1 protein-coding gene is annotated in these 19,856 nt (G+C 71.5%); it reads left to right on the plus strand.

All coding sequences use genetic code 11. From position 1 onward, the window contains the following. Positions 1 to 65 precede the first annotated feature (65 nt). Positions 66 to 19,856 (plus strand): non-ribosomal peptide synthase/polyketide synthase (locus tag MB828_RS38640; protein ID WP_430381494.1); only part of this gene is annotated, 19,791 nt, incomplete at its 3' end.

A 19,856-nucleotide genomic window follows, 5' to 3' on the forward strand; every position in this document is an offset into this window, starting at 1 on the left:
GGGTGGGTCGGGGGTATGGGGGTCGTGCGGGGTTGACGGGTGAGCGGTTTGTGGCGGATCCGTTCGTGGGTGGGGGTCGGCGGATGTATCGGTCGGGGGACCGGGTGCGTCGGTTGGCGGATGGTCAGGTGGAGTTTTTGGGGCGTGTGGATGGTCAGGTGAAGGTGCGTGGGTATCGGGTCGAGTTGGGTGAGGTCGAGTCGGTGCTGGAGGGTTGTCCTGGGGTGCGGGCGGTGGTGGTGAGGGCGTTCGGTGCGGAGGCGGATCGTCGTCTGGCCGCGTATCTGGTTCCGGACGACCCGGCGGAGGGCATCCCCACCCCCACCGAGCTCCGCACGTACGCCACGGAACACCTGCCCGCGTTCATGGTGCCGGCGGTGTTCATGGAAGTGGCCGGGTTGCCGCTGACGGTGAACGGCAAGGTGGACCGGGCCGCCCTGCCCGAGCCCGACGGCGGTCGCGCGGTGTCGGCGGAGACATACGTGGCCCCGCGCACCGGCGCGGAGCGGGTGCTGGCCGGCGTGTGGGCGCAGGTGCTCGGACTGGAACGGGTCAGTGTCGACGACAACTTCTTCGAGCTGGGCGGGGACTCGATCAGCAGCATCCGGGTCGTGGCCCGCGCCCGGGAGCTGGGCGTGCACGTCACCGTGGCCCAGCTCTTCGACCACCAGACGGTCGCGGGCCTGGCGTCGGTGGCCGCGGCCGAGAACGGCACCGATGCCGAACAGGGTCTGGTGGTCGGCGAGTTCCCGCTGACGCCGATCCAGCGGTGGTTCCTGGAGCGGGATCTGCCGGAGGTGTGGCACTTCAACCAGTCGACGGTGCTGGAAGTCGTCCGGGAACTCGATCCGGAGGCGCTGCGGAGGGCTCTGCGGGCCCTGGTCGAGCAGCATGACGTCCTGCGCTCTCGCTTTGTGCGCGAGGAGGGCCGTTGGGTCGGCCGCGTGGTTGCCGCCGAGCCCGCGGAGCTGCTGACGGTGATCGACGCGGCCGGGGCGGACGGCGCGTTCCTCGACGCCCGTGCCACGCAGGTGCAGGCGGGTCTCGACCTGGGTGAGGGACCCCTGCTGCGTGCGGCGCTCTTCGAGCGTGGTGAGCAGGGCCGGCTGCTGCTCGTCGCCGTCCATCACCTGGTCGTGGACGCGGTGTCCTGGCCGGTCCTGCTGGAGGACCTGACGTCGGCGTATGAGCAGGCGGCCGGGGGTAACTCGGTTGTCCTGCCCGCCAAGACGACGTCCTTCATGCGGTGGGCGGAGCGGCTGACGGAACTCGCCGGCACCCCGGAACTGGCCGAGGAGGCCGCGTACTGGCGGCGGACGGAGGAGGCCGCGGTCGCGGTGCCGCGCGAGCTGGACGGTCCGAACACGGTCGACCTCGCGCGTCGGGTGGACGTGACTCTCGGCGACGAGTGGACGCAACGGTTGCTGCGGGAGGTGCCGCAGGCGTTCCGCACGCAGATCAACGACGTGCTGCTGAGCGCACTGGGCGCCGTGCTCACCGAGTGGTGCGGCGCCCCGTCGGTGGTGGTCGATGTCGAGGGGCACGGTCGTGAGGACGTGGGTGCCGACGTCGACGTGTCACGCACGGTGGGCTGGTTCACCAGCGTGTATCCGGTGGCCCTTTCGGGTCTGGCGGACGGTGATTTGGGCGCCCTGCTGCGGCGGACCAAGGAGTACCTGCGGGCGGTGCCCCGCAAGGGCCTCGGTTACGGCCTCCTGCGCCACCTGACCGACTGGACCCCCGCGCCCGGCCCCGGTGTGCAGGTCAGCTTCAACTACCTCGGCCAGTCCGGCGGACCCGGCCCCGACCGGCAGGGAGCCGAAGACTCACGGCGTCTCCGTCCGTCCGGACGGACACTCGGAACGGACCAGTCGTCCCAGGGAGAGCGCGCCCACCTCATCGAGGTCAACTGCCAAGTCGCCGACGGCGTACTGGAGATGACCTGGACATACGGCGGTGAGGTGCACGAGCAAGCGACGGTACGCCGGCTGGCCGAGCGCTACATCGAGGTCCTGACCGAACTGATCGCGTACTGCTGCCGTCCGGACGTCGGCGGCCACACCCCGTCGGACTTCCCACTGGCCCGTCTCGACCAGACCGCGGTGGACGTCGTCACACGCCACGTCACGACGGTGATCGACGACGTCTACCCGTTGACGGCGTTGCAGCAGGGCATGCTCTTCCACACCCACCTGTCCGCCGACCCCGGCATGTACTGGGTGCAGAACGGACTCGTCCTCGACGGTGACCTCGACCTCGACGCGCTCCGGCACGCCTGGGAACTGGTGTTCTCCCGGCACGAGGTACTGCGCAGCACGGTCGTGTGGGACGGCGTACCGGAGCCGCTGGCCGTGGTCTCCCGGTCCGTCGCGCTTCCCCTCACCGTCCTGGACTTCTCGCATCTGGAGGCGGACGCCCAGGAGCGGGCGGTCGAGCGGCACCTCGCCGGGGACTGGCAGCAGGGCGCGGACTTCTCGGCCCCCACACTGGTCCGACTGACGCTGCTCCGGCTGGCCGAGAACCGTCACCAACTCGTCTGGAGCTACCACCACCTGCTGCTGGACGGGTGGAGTGTGCCCATCGTCCTGGGCGAGATGCTGGCGGCGTACCAAGCCTTCCGCGCGGGAGAACGGCCGCAGCTTCCGGCGCGCGCCCCCTTCCGGGACTTCGTGGGCTGGGTGGCCGGACAGGATCTCGACGAGGCACGCGGGTACTGGACCGAACGGCTGGCCGGCTTCACCGAGCCCACATCGCCCGGGGCGGAACGCAACACGGGCGAACAGGGCCAGGAGGAAGTCCACCTCGAACTGCCCGATTCGGTGGCGGGGGCCGCTCTGGCGGAGTTCGCCCGTCGCCACCGGCTCACCCTGAACACCGTGGTGCAGGGCGCGTGGGCGCTGGTCCTGGCGCTGCACGCGGGATCCGACGACGTGGTCTTCGGTGCGACCTCGTCAGGGCGGGGTGGCCAGATCGACGGCATGGACGACATGGTCGGTCTGCTGCTCAACACCACGCCGGTACGGATCCGCATCGACCGGGACCAACCGGTGGCCGACTGGCTAGCAGGACTTCAGGACGAGCAGGTCCGGGCCCGGCGGTACGAGCACACACCGCTCGCGACGATCACGGCCTGGAGCGAGGTGCCGTCCGGACAGGCCCTGTTCGACACCCTTTTCGTCTTCGAGAACTACCCGGACGAGACCCTGGCGCAGGGCAGGGAGCTCTCGGCCGCGAACGGTCTGGCGACCGGCCTCAACCACGTCCGCCAGCAGGCGAGTTACCCGCTCAGCCTGACCGCCGGTTCCGGCCGGCACCTCATGATCAAGCTGTCGTACGACCGGTCACGCTTCGACGCCGACACGGTGGAGCGGTTGGGAAGGCACCTCGTCACCGTGCTGGACGCGGTGGCGGAGGACGCGGGTCAGCGGCGGGTGGGGGAGCTGCCCGTGCTCTCCGCCGACGAGCACGAGCAGCTGGTGCGGGGCTGGAACGGCGCCCCGGCCGCGCTGCCGTCCGTGGGCGGTGTGCAGGAGCTGATCGCCGCGTGGTCCGTGGCGTGCCCGGACGCGGTGGCCGTCGTCTCCGGCGGCCAGGCACTCACCTACGGTGGGCTGCTGGAGCGGGCGAGTCGGCTGGCGCATGTGCTGCGGGGCCGGGGTGTCGGGGCCGAGTCGGTGGTGGGGCTGTGTCTGCCGCGTGGTGTCGACATGGTGGTGGCGGTGCTGGGGGTGTGGCTGGCGGGTGGTGCGTATCTGCCGTTGGATCCCGAATATCCGGCGGAGCGGCTGGAGTTCATGGTCACGGACAGCGGGGCACAGGTCGTACTTCGTGAGGGTGATCTCGCCCTGGCGGGGGATCTGCCGTCGACGGCTCCCGAAATCTTCGTAACACCCGGCCAGTTGGCGTATGTGATCTATACGTCGGGTTCGACGGGGCGTCCCAAGGGCGTGCAGGTCTCGCACGGCAGCGTCGTCGGCATGGTGACCGCGTTGGGCCCGGAGCTGGGTGCGGAGCCGGGTGTGCGGGTGTTGCAGTTCGCTTCGTTCAGTTTCGACGCGGCGGTGCTGGATCTTGCTGTGACGTTGGTCCGTGGCGGCACGCTCGTCGTGGCGACGGCGGAAGAGCGGGCGGAGCCGGACCGGCTGACGGCCATGGTCGGTGCGGAGGGTGTCAACGCGGCCAGTGTCGTGCCGTCCCTGCTGGGCGTGCTGGATCCGCAGCAGGTGCCCGGTGTCGAAACCCTTCTGCTGGGTGCGGAGCGGCTGACCGAGCAGGTCGCGCGGGCCTGGGCGCCGGGCCGGCGGCTGGTGAACACCTACGGGCCGACCGAGTCCACCGTCATGGTCACCGCGGGCCAGGTCGACGGCCACGGCCTTCCTCCCATCGGCTCCCCGGTCGCCAACACCCGCCTGTATGTGCTCGACGAGCGGCTGGAACCGGTCCCTGTGGGTGTGGCGGGTGAGGTGTTCATCGCGGGGCCGCAGGTGGCCCGTGGCTATGCCGGCCGCCCGGCTCTGACCGCGGAACGCTTCCTCCCCGATCCGTTCGCCTCCGATGGTTCGCGTATGTACCGCTCCGGTGACCGTGCGCGCTGGCTCCCCGACGGACAGTTGGACTTCGTCGGTCGCGTCGACCAGCAGGTCAAGGTCCGTGGCTTCCGCATCGAACCCGGTGAGATCGAAGCCGTCCTCACCGCACATGCCCAGGTCCGTACCGCCGTCGTACTCCCCTTCGGTGACGAGGACGACCGTCGACTGGTGGCCTACCTCGTCCCCGAGGACCCGACCACAGGCATCCCGCCCGTCACCGACCTGCGTGCCCACGCGGCTTCCCACGTGCCCGCCTTCATGATCCCGTCCGTCTTCACCGAACTCGCCGCCCTGCCTCTGACTCCGAACGGCAAGCTCGACCGGGCCGCGCTCCCCGCTCCTGACGGTGAGCGTGCCGGGTCGGCGGGTGTGTACGTGGCGCCGCGTAGTGAGGCTGAGCGGGTGCTGGCCGGGGTGTGGGCGCAGGTGCTCGGGTTGGAGCGGGTGGGTGTCGAGGACAACTTCTTCGACGTCGGCGGTGATTCCATCATCAGCATCCGGGTCGTGGCCCGGGCCCGCGAACTCGGGGTGCACGTCACCGTGGCCCAGCTCTTCGACCACCAGACGGTGGCGGCATTGGCGTCGGTGGCGACGAGTGAAAGCACCGTCGATGCCGAGCAGGGCCTGGTCGTGGGGGACTTCCCGCTGACACCCGTGCAGAGGGCGTTCCTGGACGCGGGCCAGCCGGAGCCCTGGCACTTCAACCAGGCGATGGTCCTCGACGTCTCCGATGAGGTCGATCCTGAGCTGCTGCGGATCGCCCTGCGCGCCCTGGTCGAGCAGCACGACGCGCTGCGCTCTCGCTTCCTGCGCGAGGAGGGCCGGTGGGTCGGCCGCGTGGTGGCCGCCGAGCCCGCCGACCTGCTCACGACGGTCGACGCGGCCGGGGCGGACGAGGCGTTCCTCGACGCCCGTGCCACGCAGGTGCAGGCGAGTCTCGACCTGGGTGAGGGACCCCTGCTGCGTGCGGCGCTCTTCGAGCGTGGTGAGCAGGGCCGGCTGCTGCTCGTCGCCGTCCATCACCTGGTCGTGGACGCCGTCTCCTGGCCCGTAGTCCTCGAAGACCTCTCCTCGGCGTACGAACAGGCCGCCGGCGGTGTCGGCATCGTCCTGCCGCCCAAGACGACGTCCTTCACCCGCTGGGCGGAGCGGCTGACGGAGTTGGCCGGCACCCCGGAGTCGGCCGAGGAGATCGCGTACTGGCGGCGCACCGAGGCGGTGGACACCGCGCTGCCGCGTGACCACGACGGCCCGAACCGGAACGCCTCGGTGCGCAACGTGCGCGCGACCCTGAACTCCGACCTGACCGAGCGGTTGCTGCGGGAGGTGCCGCAGGCGTTCCGCACGCAGATCAACGACGTGTTGCTGAGCGCGCTCGGCGTAGTGCTCACCGAGTGGTGCGACGCCCCGTCGGTGGTGGTCGATGTCGAGGGCCACGGCCGCGAGGACGTGGGCGCCGACGTCGACCTGTCACGCACGGTGGGCTGGTTCACCAGTGTGTATCCGGTGGCCCTGTCGGGTGTGGCGGACGGTGACCTGGGCGATCTGTTGCGGCGGACGAAGGAGTACCTGCGGGCGGTGCCCCGCAAGGGCCTGGGCTACGGCCTCCTGCGCCACCTGACCGACTGGACCCCCACGCCCGGCCCCGGTGCGCAGGTCAGCTTCAACTACCTCGGCCAGAGCGGCCGTCGTACCGAGTCCGGCGAGCCGGGGCGTTTCCGTCCGTCGGGGCGGTCGCTCGGCGAGTCCCGGGCCGGCGACGGCACCCGTACCCACCTCGTCGAGGTCAACGGGCAGATCGCCGACGGCGGTCTCGCGCTGGAGTGGACGTACAGCAGTGACGTGCACGACGAGGCGACGGTACGGCGGTTGGCACAGCGGTACGTCGAGGTGCTGGCCGACCTGATCGCGTACTGCTGCCGTCCGGGCGTCGGCGGCCGCACGCCGTCGGACTTCCCGCTGGCCCGACTCGACCAGGCCGCCCTCGACCGTATCGAGGAACACCTGCCGACCGAGATCGAGGACGTCCACCCGCTGACCGCCGTGCAGCAGGGCATGCTCTTCCACACGCACCTGGCCACCGAGCCAGGCATGTACTGGGCGCAGAACGGGCTCCTGCTCGAAGGGGAGCTCGACCTCGACGCGTTGCGGGAAGCCTGGGAGCTGGTCTTCTCACGGCACGAGGTACTGCGGACGAAGGTCGTGTGGGAGGGGCTGCCCGAGCCGGTGGCCGTCGTCTCCCGGTCCGTGCCGTTGCCGTTGCGTCTGCTGGATCTCGCGCACCTCGACGGGGAGGCCCAGCGGCACGCGGTCGCCGAGCACCTGGAGGCCGACTGGGAGCGGGGGGCCGACTTCTCGGGGCCGACACTGGTGCGGATCGCGGTGATCCGGCTGGCCGACGACCGGCACCAGCTGGTGTGGAGCCACCACCACCTGCTGCTCGACGGGTGGAGTGTGCCCCTCGTCCTGTCGGAGGTGCTGGAGGCCTACCGCGCCCTGCGCGCGGGAGACCGGCCGGAGCTTCCGGCGCGCGTGCCGTTCCGCGACTTCGTGGCATGGGTGACCGGTCAGGACGGGGAGCAGGCCCGGGCGTACTGGCGCGAGCGGCTGGCCGGTGTCACCGAGGCCACGGCGCTCGGCGTGGAGCGCGCCACCGGGCGGCAAGGGCGGGACGAGCACCGGGTCCCGCTGCCGACGCCGGTCGCCGGGGCCCGTCTGGCGGAGTTCGCACGCCGGCACCGGATGACGCTGAACACCGTCGTGCAGGGCGCCTGGTCGCTCGTCATGGCGCTGTACGCGGGCACCGACGACGTGGTGTTCGGCGCGACGTCCTCGGGCCGGGGCGGCCAGCTCGACGGCATGGACGACATGGTCGGACTGCTGATCAACACCACGCCGGTCCGGGTCCGTGTCGACCGGGACATGCCGGTGACCGACTGGCTGGCAGGACTTCAGGACGAGCAGGTCCGCGCCCGGCAGTACGAGCACACCCCGCTGGTCACGATCACCGAGGCGAGTCAACTGCCTCCCGGCGAAGCGCTGTTCACCACCGTCTTCGCCTTCGAGAACTATCCGGACCAGGCCCTGGTCGAAGGCGGCGGGCAGGCACGGTACGCGGCGGACGACGCGCTGCGGGCCGGCGCCAACTACGGGCGGGACCAGTCGAACTACCCCCTCGGCGTGATCGCGTCCTCCGCGCGCGAACTGGTCGTACGGCTGTCCTACGACCGTGCCCACTTCGACGAGCGGACCATCGCCCGGATGGCGGGCCACCTCGGTACCGTCCTCGAAGCGATCGCCACCGACACCGGCGGCACGGTCGGCGACCTGCCCGTGCTGCCGGCGGCCGAGCGCGACCTGCTCGTCCACGCGTGGAACGACACCGCCGCACCGCTGCCCGGCGCGGCCGGCGCGCACGAACTGGTCGCCGAACGCACGGCGTCCACCCCGGACGCCGTCGGCGTCGTGGCGGGCGACACGGTCCTCACGTACGACGGGCTGGCGCGGCGCGCGGCCCGGCTGGCGCACCGGCTGCGGGCGATGGGCGTCGGCGCCGAGTCCGTGGTCGCCCTGTGCCTGGAACGCGGCGCCGATCTCGCGGTGGCCGTGCTGGCGGTATGGCAGGCGGGAGCGGCGTACCTGCCGCTGGACCCGGACTACCCGGCCGAGCGGCTGCGGTTCATGCTCACGGACAGCGGAGCCTCGGTGCTGGTCGGGCACGAGACGGTGGCCGCCGGCCTCGCCGCGCAGGCGGCGCCCGAGGCCGTGCTGTGGCTCGACGACCCGGCCACCCTGGCCGACCTCGCCACCCTCCCCGCGACCGCACCGCCCGTGACGGTCCTGCCGGACCAGCTCGCGTACGTCATCTACACCTCCGGCTCCACCGGCCGTCCCAAGGGTGTCCACCTGTCCCACCGCGGGCTCGTCAGCCTGGCCACGGCGCAGCGGGCGGCCCTGGGGACGGGCCCCGAGGACACGGTGCTCGGGTTCGCGCCGTTCAGCTTCGACGCCTCGGTGTGGGAACTGGTCATGGCGCTGGCGGCGGGCGCGACCCTGGTCGTGGCCCGGACGGCGGAGCGTGTCGACCCCGAACGGCTGTCGGCGCTCGTCGCCCGGACCGCGGTGACCGTGGCGACCGTACCGCCGTCCCTCCTGGACGCCCTCCGCCCCGGTGACCTCGCGGGCATCCGCACCCTCGTCACCGCGGGCGAACGACTGGACGGGCGGCTCGCCGCCGCCTGGCGGGAACACCACCGGCTGTTCAACGCGTACGGGCCGACCGAGACCACGGTGTGCGCGACCGTCGCCGACACCGACGGCACCGGACCCGACGGCACTCCGCCCATCGGCGGCCCGATCGTCAACACCCGGGTCCACGTCCTGGACGCGTCCCTGCGGCCGGTGCCGGTGGGTGTCGCCGGTGAACTGTTCATCGGCGGCCCGCAGGTGGCGCGCGGCTACGGCGGACGACCGGCGCTGACCGCCGAACGCTTCGTGGCCGACCCTTTCGCCCGGGACGGCTCCCGGCTGTACCGGTCGGGCGACCGGGTCCGGTGGCTCGAGGACGGGCGGCTGGAGTTCCTGGGCCGCGCCGACGACCAGCTGAAGGTCCGCGGCCACCGCATCGAACCGGCCGAGGCCGAGACCGCGCTCGCCGCCCACCCGGGGGTCCGTACGGCGGTCGTCTCGGCGTTCGGTGAAGGCACCGAACGGCGGCTGGTCGCCCACCTCGTCCCGGCCGACCCCGCCGAGGGCATCCCGTCCGTCGCGGAACTGCGCGCCTTCGCGGGCGAGCGGCTCCCGGAGTACATGGTTCCGTCGCTGTTCGTCGAGCTGGCCTCCCTGCCGCTGACGCCGAGCGGCAAGACCGACCGCGGCGCGCTGCCCGAGCCCGAGGGGATCCGGTCCGGGCAGGCGAGCACGTACGTCGCTCCCGCCACCGAGACCGAGGAACTGCTCGCCGGCGTCTGGGCGCGGATCCTCGGCGTGGACCGGGTCGGCGCGCAGGACGGCTTCTTCGCCCTGGGCGGCCACTCACTGCTGGCGATCCAGGTCGTCTCCCGGATCAGGGAGACCTTCTCCGTGGAGATCCCGCTCTCCGCCCTGTTCGACCGGCCGACCGTGCGCGGCCTCGCCGCGCTGATCGACGGCTCCGGCCTGTCGGCCGCGCCCGCGGTCCGGCCCGTCGGCCGCGACGAAGCCCTGCCGCTGTCCTTCGGGCAGCAACGCCTCTGGTTCCTGGACCAGTTGGAGCCCGGCTCGCCCGAGTACAACATGTCCGCCCGCGTCCACCTCACCGGAGACCTCGACCTGCGCGCCCTCGGCGCGGCCCTGGACGCGGTCGTCGCACGCCACGAGGTGCTGCGCACCCGCCTGGTCGCCGGCGCCGACGGAGTGGCGCACCAGGTCGTCGACCCGCCGGCCCCCGTGCCCCTGCCGGTGGTGGACGTCTCCGGCAGCGCCGACCCGCACGGCGAGGCCGACCACACGGTCGGTGCGGACGGCCTCACGCCCTTCGCCCTGGCCCACGGCCCGCTGGTCCGCGCCACCCTCCTCCGCCTCGCACCGGACGACCACCTGCTCGCCCTCGCCCTGCACCACGTCGTCTTCGACGAGTGGTCGGACCGGATCCTGCGCCGCGACCTGTCCGCCCTGTACGAGGCGTTCCGCGCCGGCGAGCCCGACCCGCTGCCACCACTTCCCGTGCAGTACGCCGACGTCGCGGTCTGGCAGCGGCAGTGGCTCACCGGTGACGTCCTCGACCGCCACCTCGACTACTGGACAGGCCAGTTGGACAAGGCCCCGGTGCTGGAGCTGCCCACCGACCGGCCCCGGCCGCCCGTTCGGTCGACGGAGGGCGCCGTCACCCGGTTCACCGTGGACCCCCGCACCGCAGAGGCCCTGCGGACGCTCTCCCGCGACCACGGCACCACCATGTTCATGACCCTCCTGGCCGCGTTCGACGTGCTGCTCGCCCGCTACGGCGACACGGACGACGTCGCCGTGGGCACCCCCGTCGCCAACCGCTCCCTCGCCGAGGCCGAGGACCTTGTCGGCTTCTTCGTCAACACCCTCGTGCTGCGCACCGACCTGTCCGGCAACCCCACCTTCACCGAACTCCTCGGCCGGGTCCGGCAGACGGCCCTGGACGCCTACGGCCACCAGGACCTGTCGTTCGACCGCCTCGTCGACGCCCTGGTCCCGGAGCGGGACCGCTCCCGCACCCCGCTCTACGACGTCATGTTCAGCTACGTGCCCGCCGAGCCCGGCGACAGCGCGGCACACCCCCAGGAACCGGACCCCGCGCCCACGGGCCCGGAGCGCATCCCCGTCAAGGCCGACCTGGTCCTGACCCTGGCGGACAACGACGGCACCCTCACCGGTGAACTCCAGTTCAGCACCGCGCTGTTCGACGCGACGACCGCCGAGCGGATGACCGGGCACCTGACGGCCGTCCTCGACGCCGTCGCCGCCGACGCCGACCAGCACGTCGGCGAGGTGCGCCTGCTGCCGCCGGCCGAGCGCGACCTGCTCGTCCACGAGTGGAACGACACCGCCGTCGACCTGCCCGCCACGGGCGGCCTGCATGAACTCGTCGCCGCGCAGGCGGCCGTGACCCCCGACGCGGTGGCCGTCGTGACAGGACAACGGGCCCTCACCTACGGCGCCTTGATCCAGCGGGCGAACCGCGTCGCCCACCGGCTGCGCAGCCTCGGCGTCGGCCACGAGTCCGTCGTGGCGCTGTGCCTCGACCGCGACGCGGACATGGCCGTCGCCGCACTGGCCGCCTGGCAGGCCGGCGCCGGCTATCTGCCGCTGGACCCCGCCTACCCTCTCGAACGACTCCAGTTCATGATGAGCGACAGCGGCGCGTCGGTGCTGGTCGGGCACGAGACGGTGGCCGCTGGCCTCGCCGCGCAGGCGGCGCCCGAGACCGTGCTGTGGCTGGACGACCCGGCCACCCTGGCCGACCTCGCCACCCTCCCCGCGACCGCACCGCCCGTGACGGTCCTGCCGGACCAACTCGCGTACGTCATCTACACCTCCGGCTCCACCGGCCGCCCCAAGGGCGTCCACGTGCCCCACCGGGGCGTGACGACCCTCGCCGAGGCGATGCGGCCGCTGCTGCACGCCGGTCCCGGCGACCGCGTCCTCGGCTTCGCCTCCTTCAGCTTCGACGCCTCCGTCTGGGAGGTGGTGATGGCGCTGCCCACCGGCGCGACCCTGGTGGTCGCCGAACGCCAGGACCGCACCCCGCCGGAACGGCTCGCCGCCCTGATGCGGCGCACCGCGGTGACCCTGTCGTTCATGACCCCCTCCCTGCTGGAGGTGCTGCCGCCCGACGGCCTCCCCGACCTCGCCGCCGTCCTGGTCGGCGGCGAACGGGTCGAGGCCCGGCTCACCGCCCTCTGGCGCGAACGCCTGCGACTGCTCAACGTCTACGGCCCCACCGAGACCACCATCGCCAGCACCGCGGGCGACGTCGTGGCCGACGGCACCCCGCCGATCGGCACCCCGCTGTTCAACGAACGCGTCCACATCCTCGACGCATGCCTCGACCCGGCCCCCATCGGCGTGGCCGGTGAGCTCTACATCGCCGGCGCCGGAGTGACCCGCGGCTACGGCGGCCGCGGCGCTCTGACCGCGGAGCGTTTCATCGCCGACCCGTTCGCCGCCGACGGCTCCCGTATGTACCGCTCCGGCGACCGGGCCCGCCGACTCCCCGACGGGCAGCTGGAGTTCGTCGGCCGCGCCGACAACCAGGTCAAGGTGCGCGGCTTCCGCATCGAACCCGGAGAGATCGAGACCGTCCTCGCCGGCCACCCCGGCGTCCGGACGGCGGTCGTCACCGCCCACGGCAGCGGCACGGACCGCAAACTGGTCGCCTACCTGGTCCCCGCCGACATGGCCGAAGGCATGCCGCCCGTCGGCGAGCTGCGCGCCCATGTCGCCGACCACCTGCCCAAGTTCATGGTCCCGGCGGTCTTCACCGAGATGGCCGGGATGCCGATGACCCGCAGCGGGAAGATCGACCGCGCGGCCCTCCCCGCACCCGACGGAGCCCGCACCGACTCCGCCCGCACCTACGTCGCGCCCCGCACCGACGTCGAGCGCTTCGTCGCCGACGCGTGGGCGGAGGTGCTCGGCGTCGACCGTGTCGGAGTCGACGACAACTTCTTCGACCTCGGCGGCGACTCCATCAGCAGCATCCGCGTCGTCGCCCGCGTCCGTGAGCACGGCGTGCACGTCACCGCGGCGCAGCTGTTCGACCACCAGACGGTGGCCGGTCTGGCGTCCGTGGCGGCGGCCGAGAGCGGCGCCGACGCCGACCAGGGCGTGGTGTCCGGCGAGTTCCCGTTGACGCCGGTCCAACGGTGGTTCCTGGCACGCGAGTTGCCCGAGGCCGGGCACTTCAACCAGTCGGCGGTGTGGGAGGTAGCCGGCGAAGTGGACGCCGATGTACTGCGGACCGCGGCCCGTGCGGTGCTGGAACAGCACGACGCCCTTCGGTCGCGTTTCGAACGCCGGGACGGCACCTGGACCGGCCGCGTCGTGACGGCGGAACCGGCCGACGTGGTGTCCGTGATCCACACAGCCGCCGAGTCCCTGGAGACGCAGGCCACCCGGGCCCAGGCGAGCCTGGACCTGCGTCACGGTCCGCTGCTCCGGGTGGTGCTGTTCGACTGCGGTGAAGCAGGGCGGCTGGTCCTGGTGGTCGCGCACCACCTCGTGGTCGACGCGGTGTCCTGGCCGGTCCTGCTCGAAGACCTGGCCTCGGCGTACGAACAGGCCGCGGCCGGCGCACAGGTGGTTCTGCCGCCGAAGACGACGTCGTTCGTACGGTGGGCGCAACGGCTTGCGGAACTGGCCGCCTCCCCCGAGACCACGGCCGAGGCGGAGTACTGGCGCGGGACCGTGGCACAGGCGACGCCCCTGCCCCGCGACACAGCCGGGCCCAACCCCGTGGCCGCCACTCAGGACGTCGTGACCACCCTCGGCACGGAACACACGGAGCGGTTGCTGCGGGAGGTGCCGCAGGCGTTCCGCACGCAGATCAACGACGTGTTGCTGAGCGCGCTGGGCGCGGTGCTCACCGAGTGGTGCGGCGCCCCGTCGGTGGTGGTCGATGTCGAGGGGCACGGTCGTGAGGACGTGGGTGCCGACGTCGACGTGTCACGCACGGTGGGCTGGTTCACCAGCGTGTATCCGGTGGCCCTTTCGGGTCTGGCGGACGGTGATTTGGGCGCCCTGCTGCGGCGGACCAAGGAGTACCTGCGGGCGGTGCCCCGCAAGGGCCTGGGCTACGGCCTCCTGCGCCACCTGACCGACTGGACCCCCGCGCCCGGCCCCGGTGCGGAGGTCAGCTTCAACTACCTCGGCCAGTCCGGCGGCCAAGGCCCCGACCCGGAGACGACCGAGGACACACGGCGCTTCCGGCCCGGACGCGGATCACTGGGGCGCCCCTGGTCGACCCAGGGCGACCGCACCCATCTCATCGACGTCAACTGCCGTGTGTCCGACGGCGGACTGGAGATGACCTGGACGTACGGCGGTGAGGTGCACGAGGAGGCGACGGTACGGCGACTCGCGCAGCGGTACCTCGACGTCCTCGCCGACCTGATCGACTACTGCTGCCGCCCCGGAGCCGGCGGCCACACCCCGTCGGACTTCCCCCTCGCCCACCTCGACCAGTCCACCCTCGACCGCGTCGGGGAACAGCTGCCGACCGCGGTCGAGGACATCTACCCGCTGACCGCCCTGCAACAGGGCATGCTCTTCCACACCCGGCTGTCCGCCGACCCCGGCATGTACTGGGTGCAGAACGGCCTGCTGCTGGAAGGCGACCTCGACCTCGACGCGTTGAAGCGAGCCTGCGGGCTGGTGTTCTCGCGGCACGAGGTGCTCCGCAGCACGGTCGTGTGGGACGGCGTACCGGAGCCACTGGCCGTGGTCTCCCGGTCCGTCCCCCTGCCGCTGAGCCTCCATGACCTCTCGCACCTGGAGACGGACGCCCAGCAGCGGGCGATCGAGGACCACCTGACCGGGGACTGGCAGCAGGGTGCGGACTTCTCGGCTCCCACACTGGTCCGACTGACACTGCTCCGACTGGCCGAGGACCGGCACCAGCTGGTGTGGAGCTACCACCACCTCCTGCTCGACGGGTGGAGTCTGCCCATCGTCCTGGGCGAGATGCTGGAGGCCTACAACGCCCTCCGCACGGGTGCCGAACCGCGCCTCGCGGCACGGGCACCCTTCCGGAGCTTCGCCGCCTGGGTGGCCGGCCGGGACCTGGACGAGGCACGCGCGTACTGGCGCGAGCGCCTGGCGGGCATCACCGAGACCACGACCCTGGGCGTCGAGCGAGCCACCGGCGATCGCGGGCGGGACGACCACGAGGTCTCCGTGCCGACCGCGACCGCGGCGAACGGCCTGGCGGAGTTCGCCCGTCGCCACCGGCTCACGGTCAACACGGTGGTGCAGGGTGCCTGGGCCCTGGTGCTGTCCCTGTACGCGGGCTCGGACGACGTGGTCTTCGGCGTCACGTCCTCCGGGCGGGGCGGTCAGATCGACGGTATGGACGACATGGTCGGACTCCTCATCAACACCACCCCGGTCCGCATCCACGTCGACCGGGAACGGTCCGTCGTCGACTGGCTGACGGCAGTGCAGGACGAGCAGGTGCGCGGTCGCGCCTACGAGCACACACCCCTGGTCACGATCAACGAGAGCAGCGAACTCCCGCCCGGACAGCCCTTGTTCGACACCCTCTTCGTCTTCGAGAACTACCCGGACCACACTCTCGCCGAAGGCCGGGAGACATCGGCGGCAAGCGGCCTCCAGGCCGGCTTCAACTACGGCCGCGAGCAGGTCAACTACCCCCTCCACATCACCGCCGGCTACGGCCGGGATCTCAGGATCAAGCTCTCGTACGATCGCGCCCGTCTCGATGCGGTGACGGTGGAGCGGTTGGCCGGTCATCTGGTGACGGTGTTGGAGGCGGTGGCGGGGGACGCGGGCCGGCGTGTGGGTGAGTTGCCGGTGTTGTCGTCGGGTGAGCGGGATCAGGTGGTGCGCGGCTGGAACGCCACGGCTGCTGTGGTGCCGTCGGTGGACGGGGTGCGGGAGCTGGTCGCCAGGCGGGCGGTGGAAGCTGCGGATGCGGTGGCGGTTGTCTCGGGTGATGTGGTGGTGACGTATGGCGGGTTGATGGCACGGGCGAACCGGCTTGCGCACTATCTGCGCTCGGTGGGTGTGGGTGCGGAGTCGGTGGTGGGGTTGTGTGTGGAGCGTGGTGTGGACATGGTGGTGGCGGTTTTGGCGGTGTGGCAGGCCGGTGGCGCGTATCTGCCGTTGGATCCGGAGTTCCCTGTGGAGCGGCTGGAGTTCATGCTGGCGGACAGTGGTTGCACGGTGCTGGTGGGGCACCGGTCGGTGGCAGGTGACCTGCCTGTGCGGACGGCGGTGTGGCTGGACGACGCCGACACGGGTGTGGCCATCGCCGAGTTGCCGTCTTCGGCTCCGGATGTTCCGGTGCGGCCGGATGGGCTGGCGTATGTGCTGTACACGTCCGGTTCGACGGGTCGGCCGAAGGGTGTGCTGGTCGGGCAGCGGAACTTGGTCGGTTTCCTGACCGCGATGGTTCAGAGGCCTGGTCTGAGCGCTGATGACGTTCTGCTGGCGGTGACGACCTTGGGCTTCGACATCTCGGGGTTGGAGGTGTGGTTGCCGCTGGTGACCGGTGCCCGTGTGGTGGTGGCGCCGCATGAGTCGGTGGCTGATCCCGGTCTGCTGGAAAGCGAACTGGCCCGGTCTGGTGCTTCGGTGGTGCAGGCGACTCCGTCGTTGTGGCAGATGCTGCTGGGCGACGGCTGGCCGGGCATCGAGGGGCTGCGGGTGCTGTCCGGTGGTGAGGCACTGCCGCCCCGGCTGGCCGGGGCTCTGCTGGACAGCGGCGCTGAGGTGTGGAACATGTACGGTCCGACGGAGACGACGATCTGGTCCACCTGCGACCGGGTGACAGATGGCCCGCTGTCCATCGGTTCACCGATCGCCAACACCCAGGTGTATGTGTTGGACGAGCGGCTGGAGCCGGTCCCTGTGGGCGTGGCGGGGGAGTTGTTCATCGGCGGCACGGGCGTGACCCGTGGTTATCTGGGCCGTCCGTCGCTGACCGCCGAGCGCTACGTTCCCGACCGCTTCTCCGCCGACGGCTCCCGGCTGTATCGCACCGGCGACCGTGTGCGCTGGCTTTCTGAGGGCCGTCTGGAGTACTTGGGCCGGTCCGACCATCAGGTCAAGGTCCGCGGGTTCCGTATCGAGCCGGGCGAGATCGAAGGCGCGCTCACCGCTCATCCGCGAGTCGGCGCAGCGGTGGTCGTCGGGCATGGTGAGGGCGCGGAGCGTCGTCTGGTGGCCTATGTGGTGCCGTCACGGCCGGGCGAGGACGTTCCCTCGTGGGCCGAGCTTCGCGACCGGGTGCGGGGGGTCGTGCCGGAGTACATGGTGCCGTCCCTGTTCGTCGAACTGGCGGCGCTGCCGCTGACCCCGAACGGGAAGATCGACCGTGCCGCCCTCCCCGAACCCGAGGGCCTGCGATCCGGTCTGGAGGGCGCGTACGTGCCCCCGGCGACCGCGACGGAGGAACTGTTGGCCGGTATCTGGGCTCAGGTGCTGGGTGTCGACAGGGTCGGCGCGCAGGACGGCTTCTTCGACCTGGGCGGGCACTCCCTGCTCGCGACGCAGATCGTCTCGCGGGTGCGTGAGGTGTTCGCGGCGGAAATTCCGCTGGCCGCGCTCTTCGACCAGCCCACTGTCCGCGGTCTGGCCGCCGTGATCGACGGCGCAGGCCGGGGGAGTGTCCTGCCGCCGGTCACACCGGCGGACCGCGACCGCCCGCTGCCGCTGTCGTTCGCGCAGCAACGACTCTGGTTCCTGCACCAGTTGGAGCCCGGCTCGGTCGAGTACAACCTCCCCACGCCCATGCGGTGGCGGCACGCCGTCAACGTCTCCGCGCTGGGCGCGGCCCTCGGGGCGCTCGTCGCCCGGCACGAGGTGCTGCGCACCCGGCTGGTGACCGACGCCGACGGCGTACCCCACCAGGTGATCGACCCGCCCTCCGCGTTCCCGCTCCCTGTGGTGGACGTGTCCGGGGCCCACGATCCCGACCTGGCCGCCCGGCAGTTGGCCGCCTCGGACGCCGTCACCCCCTTCGACCTGGCCGGCGGACCCCTGATCCGGGCCGTCCTGCTCCGCGTTGCCCCGGACGACCACGTACTGGTGCTGGTGACACACCACGTGGTCTCCGACGACCTGTCGGACCGCGTCCTCCAGCGCGAACTCCGCGCGCTGTACGAGGGGTTCCGGGACGGGGAGCAGAACCCGTTGCCGGCGCTGCCGGTGCAGTACGCGGACTTCGCGGTCTGGCAGCGGCAGTGGCTGACCGGTGACGTGCTGGAGAGCCAGCTGAACTACTGGCGGGACCAGTTGGCCGATGTCCCGGTTCTCGAACTGCCCACCGACCGGCCCCGTCCGCCTGTGCGGTCCACGGACGGTGCGGTGCGCAGGTTCGTCGTGCCGACCCCTACGGCCGATGCGCTGCGTGCGCTCTCGCGGGCGAACGGCACGACGATGTCCATGACGTTGCTGGCAGCCTTCAGTGTGCTGCTCGGCCGCTACGGCGGAGCGGAGGACGTGGCGGTCGGCACCCCGGTGGCGAACCGCAGCCTGGCCGAGACGGAGGACCTGATCGGGTTCTTCGTGAACACGTTGGTCATGCGGACGGATCTGTCCGGCGATCCGACCTTCACCGAACTTCTCGGCCGTGTGCGCGAGACGGCGCTCGGCGCGTACGCGCACCAGGACTTGCCTTTCGAGCAGTTGGTGGACGAGCTGGTGGTCGAGCGCGACCGCTCGCGCACCCCGCTCTTCCAGGTCCTGTTCACCTACGCAGCAGCGGATCCGGGCGAGGCGGCCCCGACCGTCGGCACGAGCACGAGCACGAGCACGAGCCCGGCCGACGGTGCCCATGAATCGCTACCGGTGAAGTACGACCTGGTCCTGGCCCTGGCGGAGTCCCATGGCGGTCTCACGGCGGAGATTCAGTACAGCAGTGCGTTGTTCGATGCGGTGACGGTGGAGCGGTTGGCCGGTCATCTGGTGACGGTGTTGGAGGCGGTGGCGGGGGACGCGGGCCGGCGTGTGGGTGAGTTGCCGGTGTTGTCGTCGGGTGAGTGGGATCAGGTGGTGCGAGGCTGGAACGCCACGGCTGCTGTGGTGCCGTCGGTGGACGGGGTGCGGGAGCTGGTCGCCAGGCGGGCGGTGGAAGCTGCGGATGCGGTGGCGGTTGTCTCGGGTGATGTGGTGGTGACGTATGGCGGGTTGATGGCACGGGCGAACCGGCTTGCGCACTATCTGCGCTCGGTGGGTGTGGGTGCGGAGTCGCTGGTGGGGTTGTGTGTGGAGCGCGGTGTGGACATGGTGGTGGCGGTGCTGGCGGTGTGGCAGGCCGGTGGCGCGTATCTGCCGTTGGATCCGGAGTTCCCTGTGGAGCGGCTGGAGTTCATGCTGGCGGACAGTGGTTGCTCGGTGCTGGTGGGGCACCGGTCGGTGGCAGGTCACCTGCCTGTGCGGACGGCGGTGTGGCTGGACGACGTCACCGTCGAGGCGGCTGTCTCGGTTGAGCCCTCCACGTCACCGCAGGTGGGAGTACCTGCTGATGCGTTGGCGTATGTGCTGTATACGTCCGGTTCGACGGGTCGGCCGAAGGGTGTGCTGGTCGGGCAGCGGAACTTGGTCGGTTTCCTGACCGCGATGCGGGAGCGGCCGGGTCTGAGCGCTGATGACGTTCTGCTGGCGGTGACGACCCTGGGCTTCGACATCTCGGGGTTGGAGGTGTGGTTGCCGCTGGTGCAGGGGGCTCGGGTCGTTGTCACGTCGCGCGATGCAGTGGCTGATCCCGGTCTGCTGGAAAGCGAACTGGCCCGGTCTGGTGCTTCGGTGGTGCAGGCGACTCCGTCGTTGTGGCAGATGCTGCTGGGCGACGGCTGGCCGGGTATCGAGGGCTTGCGGGTGCTGTCCGGTGGTGAGGCACTGCCGCCCCGGCTGGCCGGGGCTCTGCTGGACAGCGGCGCTGAGGTGTGGAACATGTACGGTCCGACGGAGACGACGATCTGGTCCACCTGCGACCGGGTGACAGATGCACCGCTGTCCATCGGCTCACCGATCGCCAACACCCAGGTGTATGTGCTGGACGAGCGGCTGGAGCCG

Source organism: Streptomyces arenae, from assembly GCF_022343545.1.
GTDB lineage: Bacteria > Actinomycetota > Actinomycetes > Streptomycetales > Streptomycetaceae > Streptomyces > Streptomyces humi.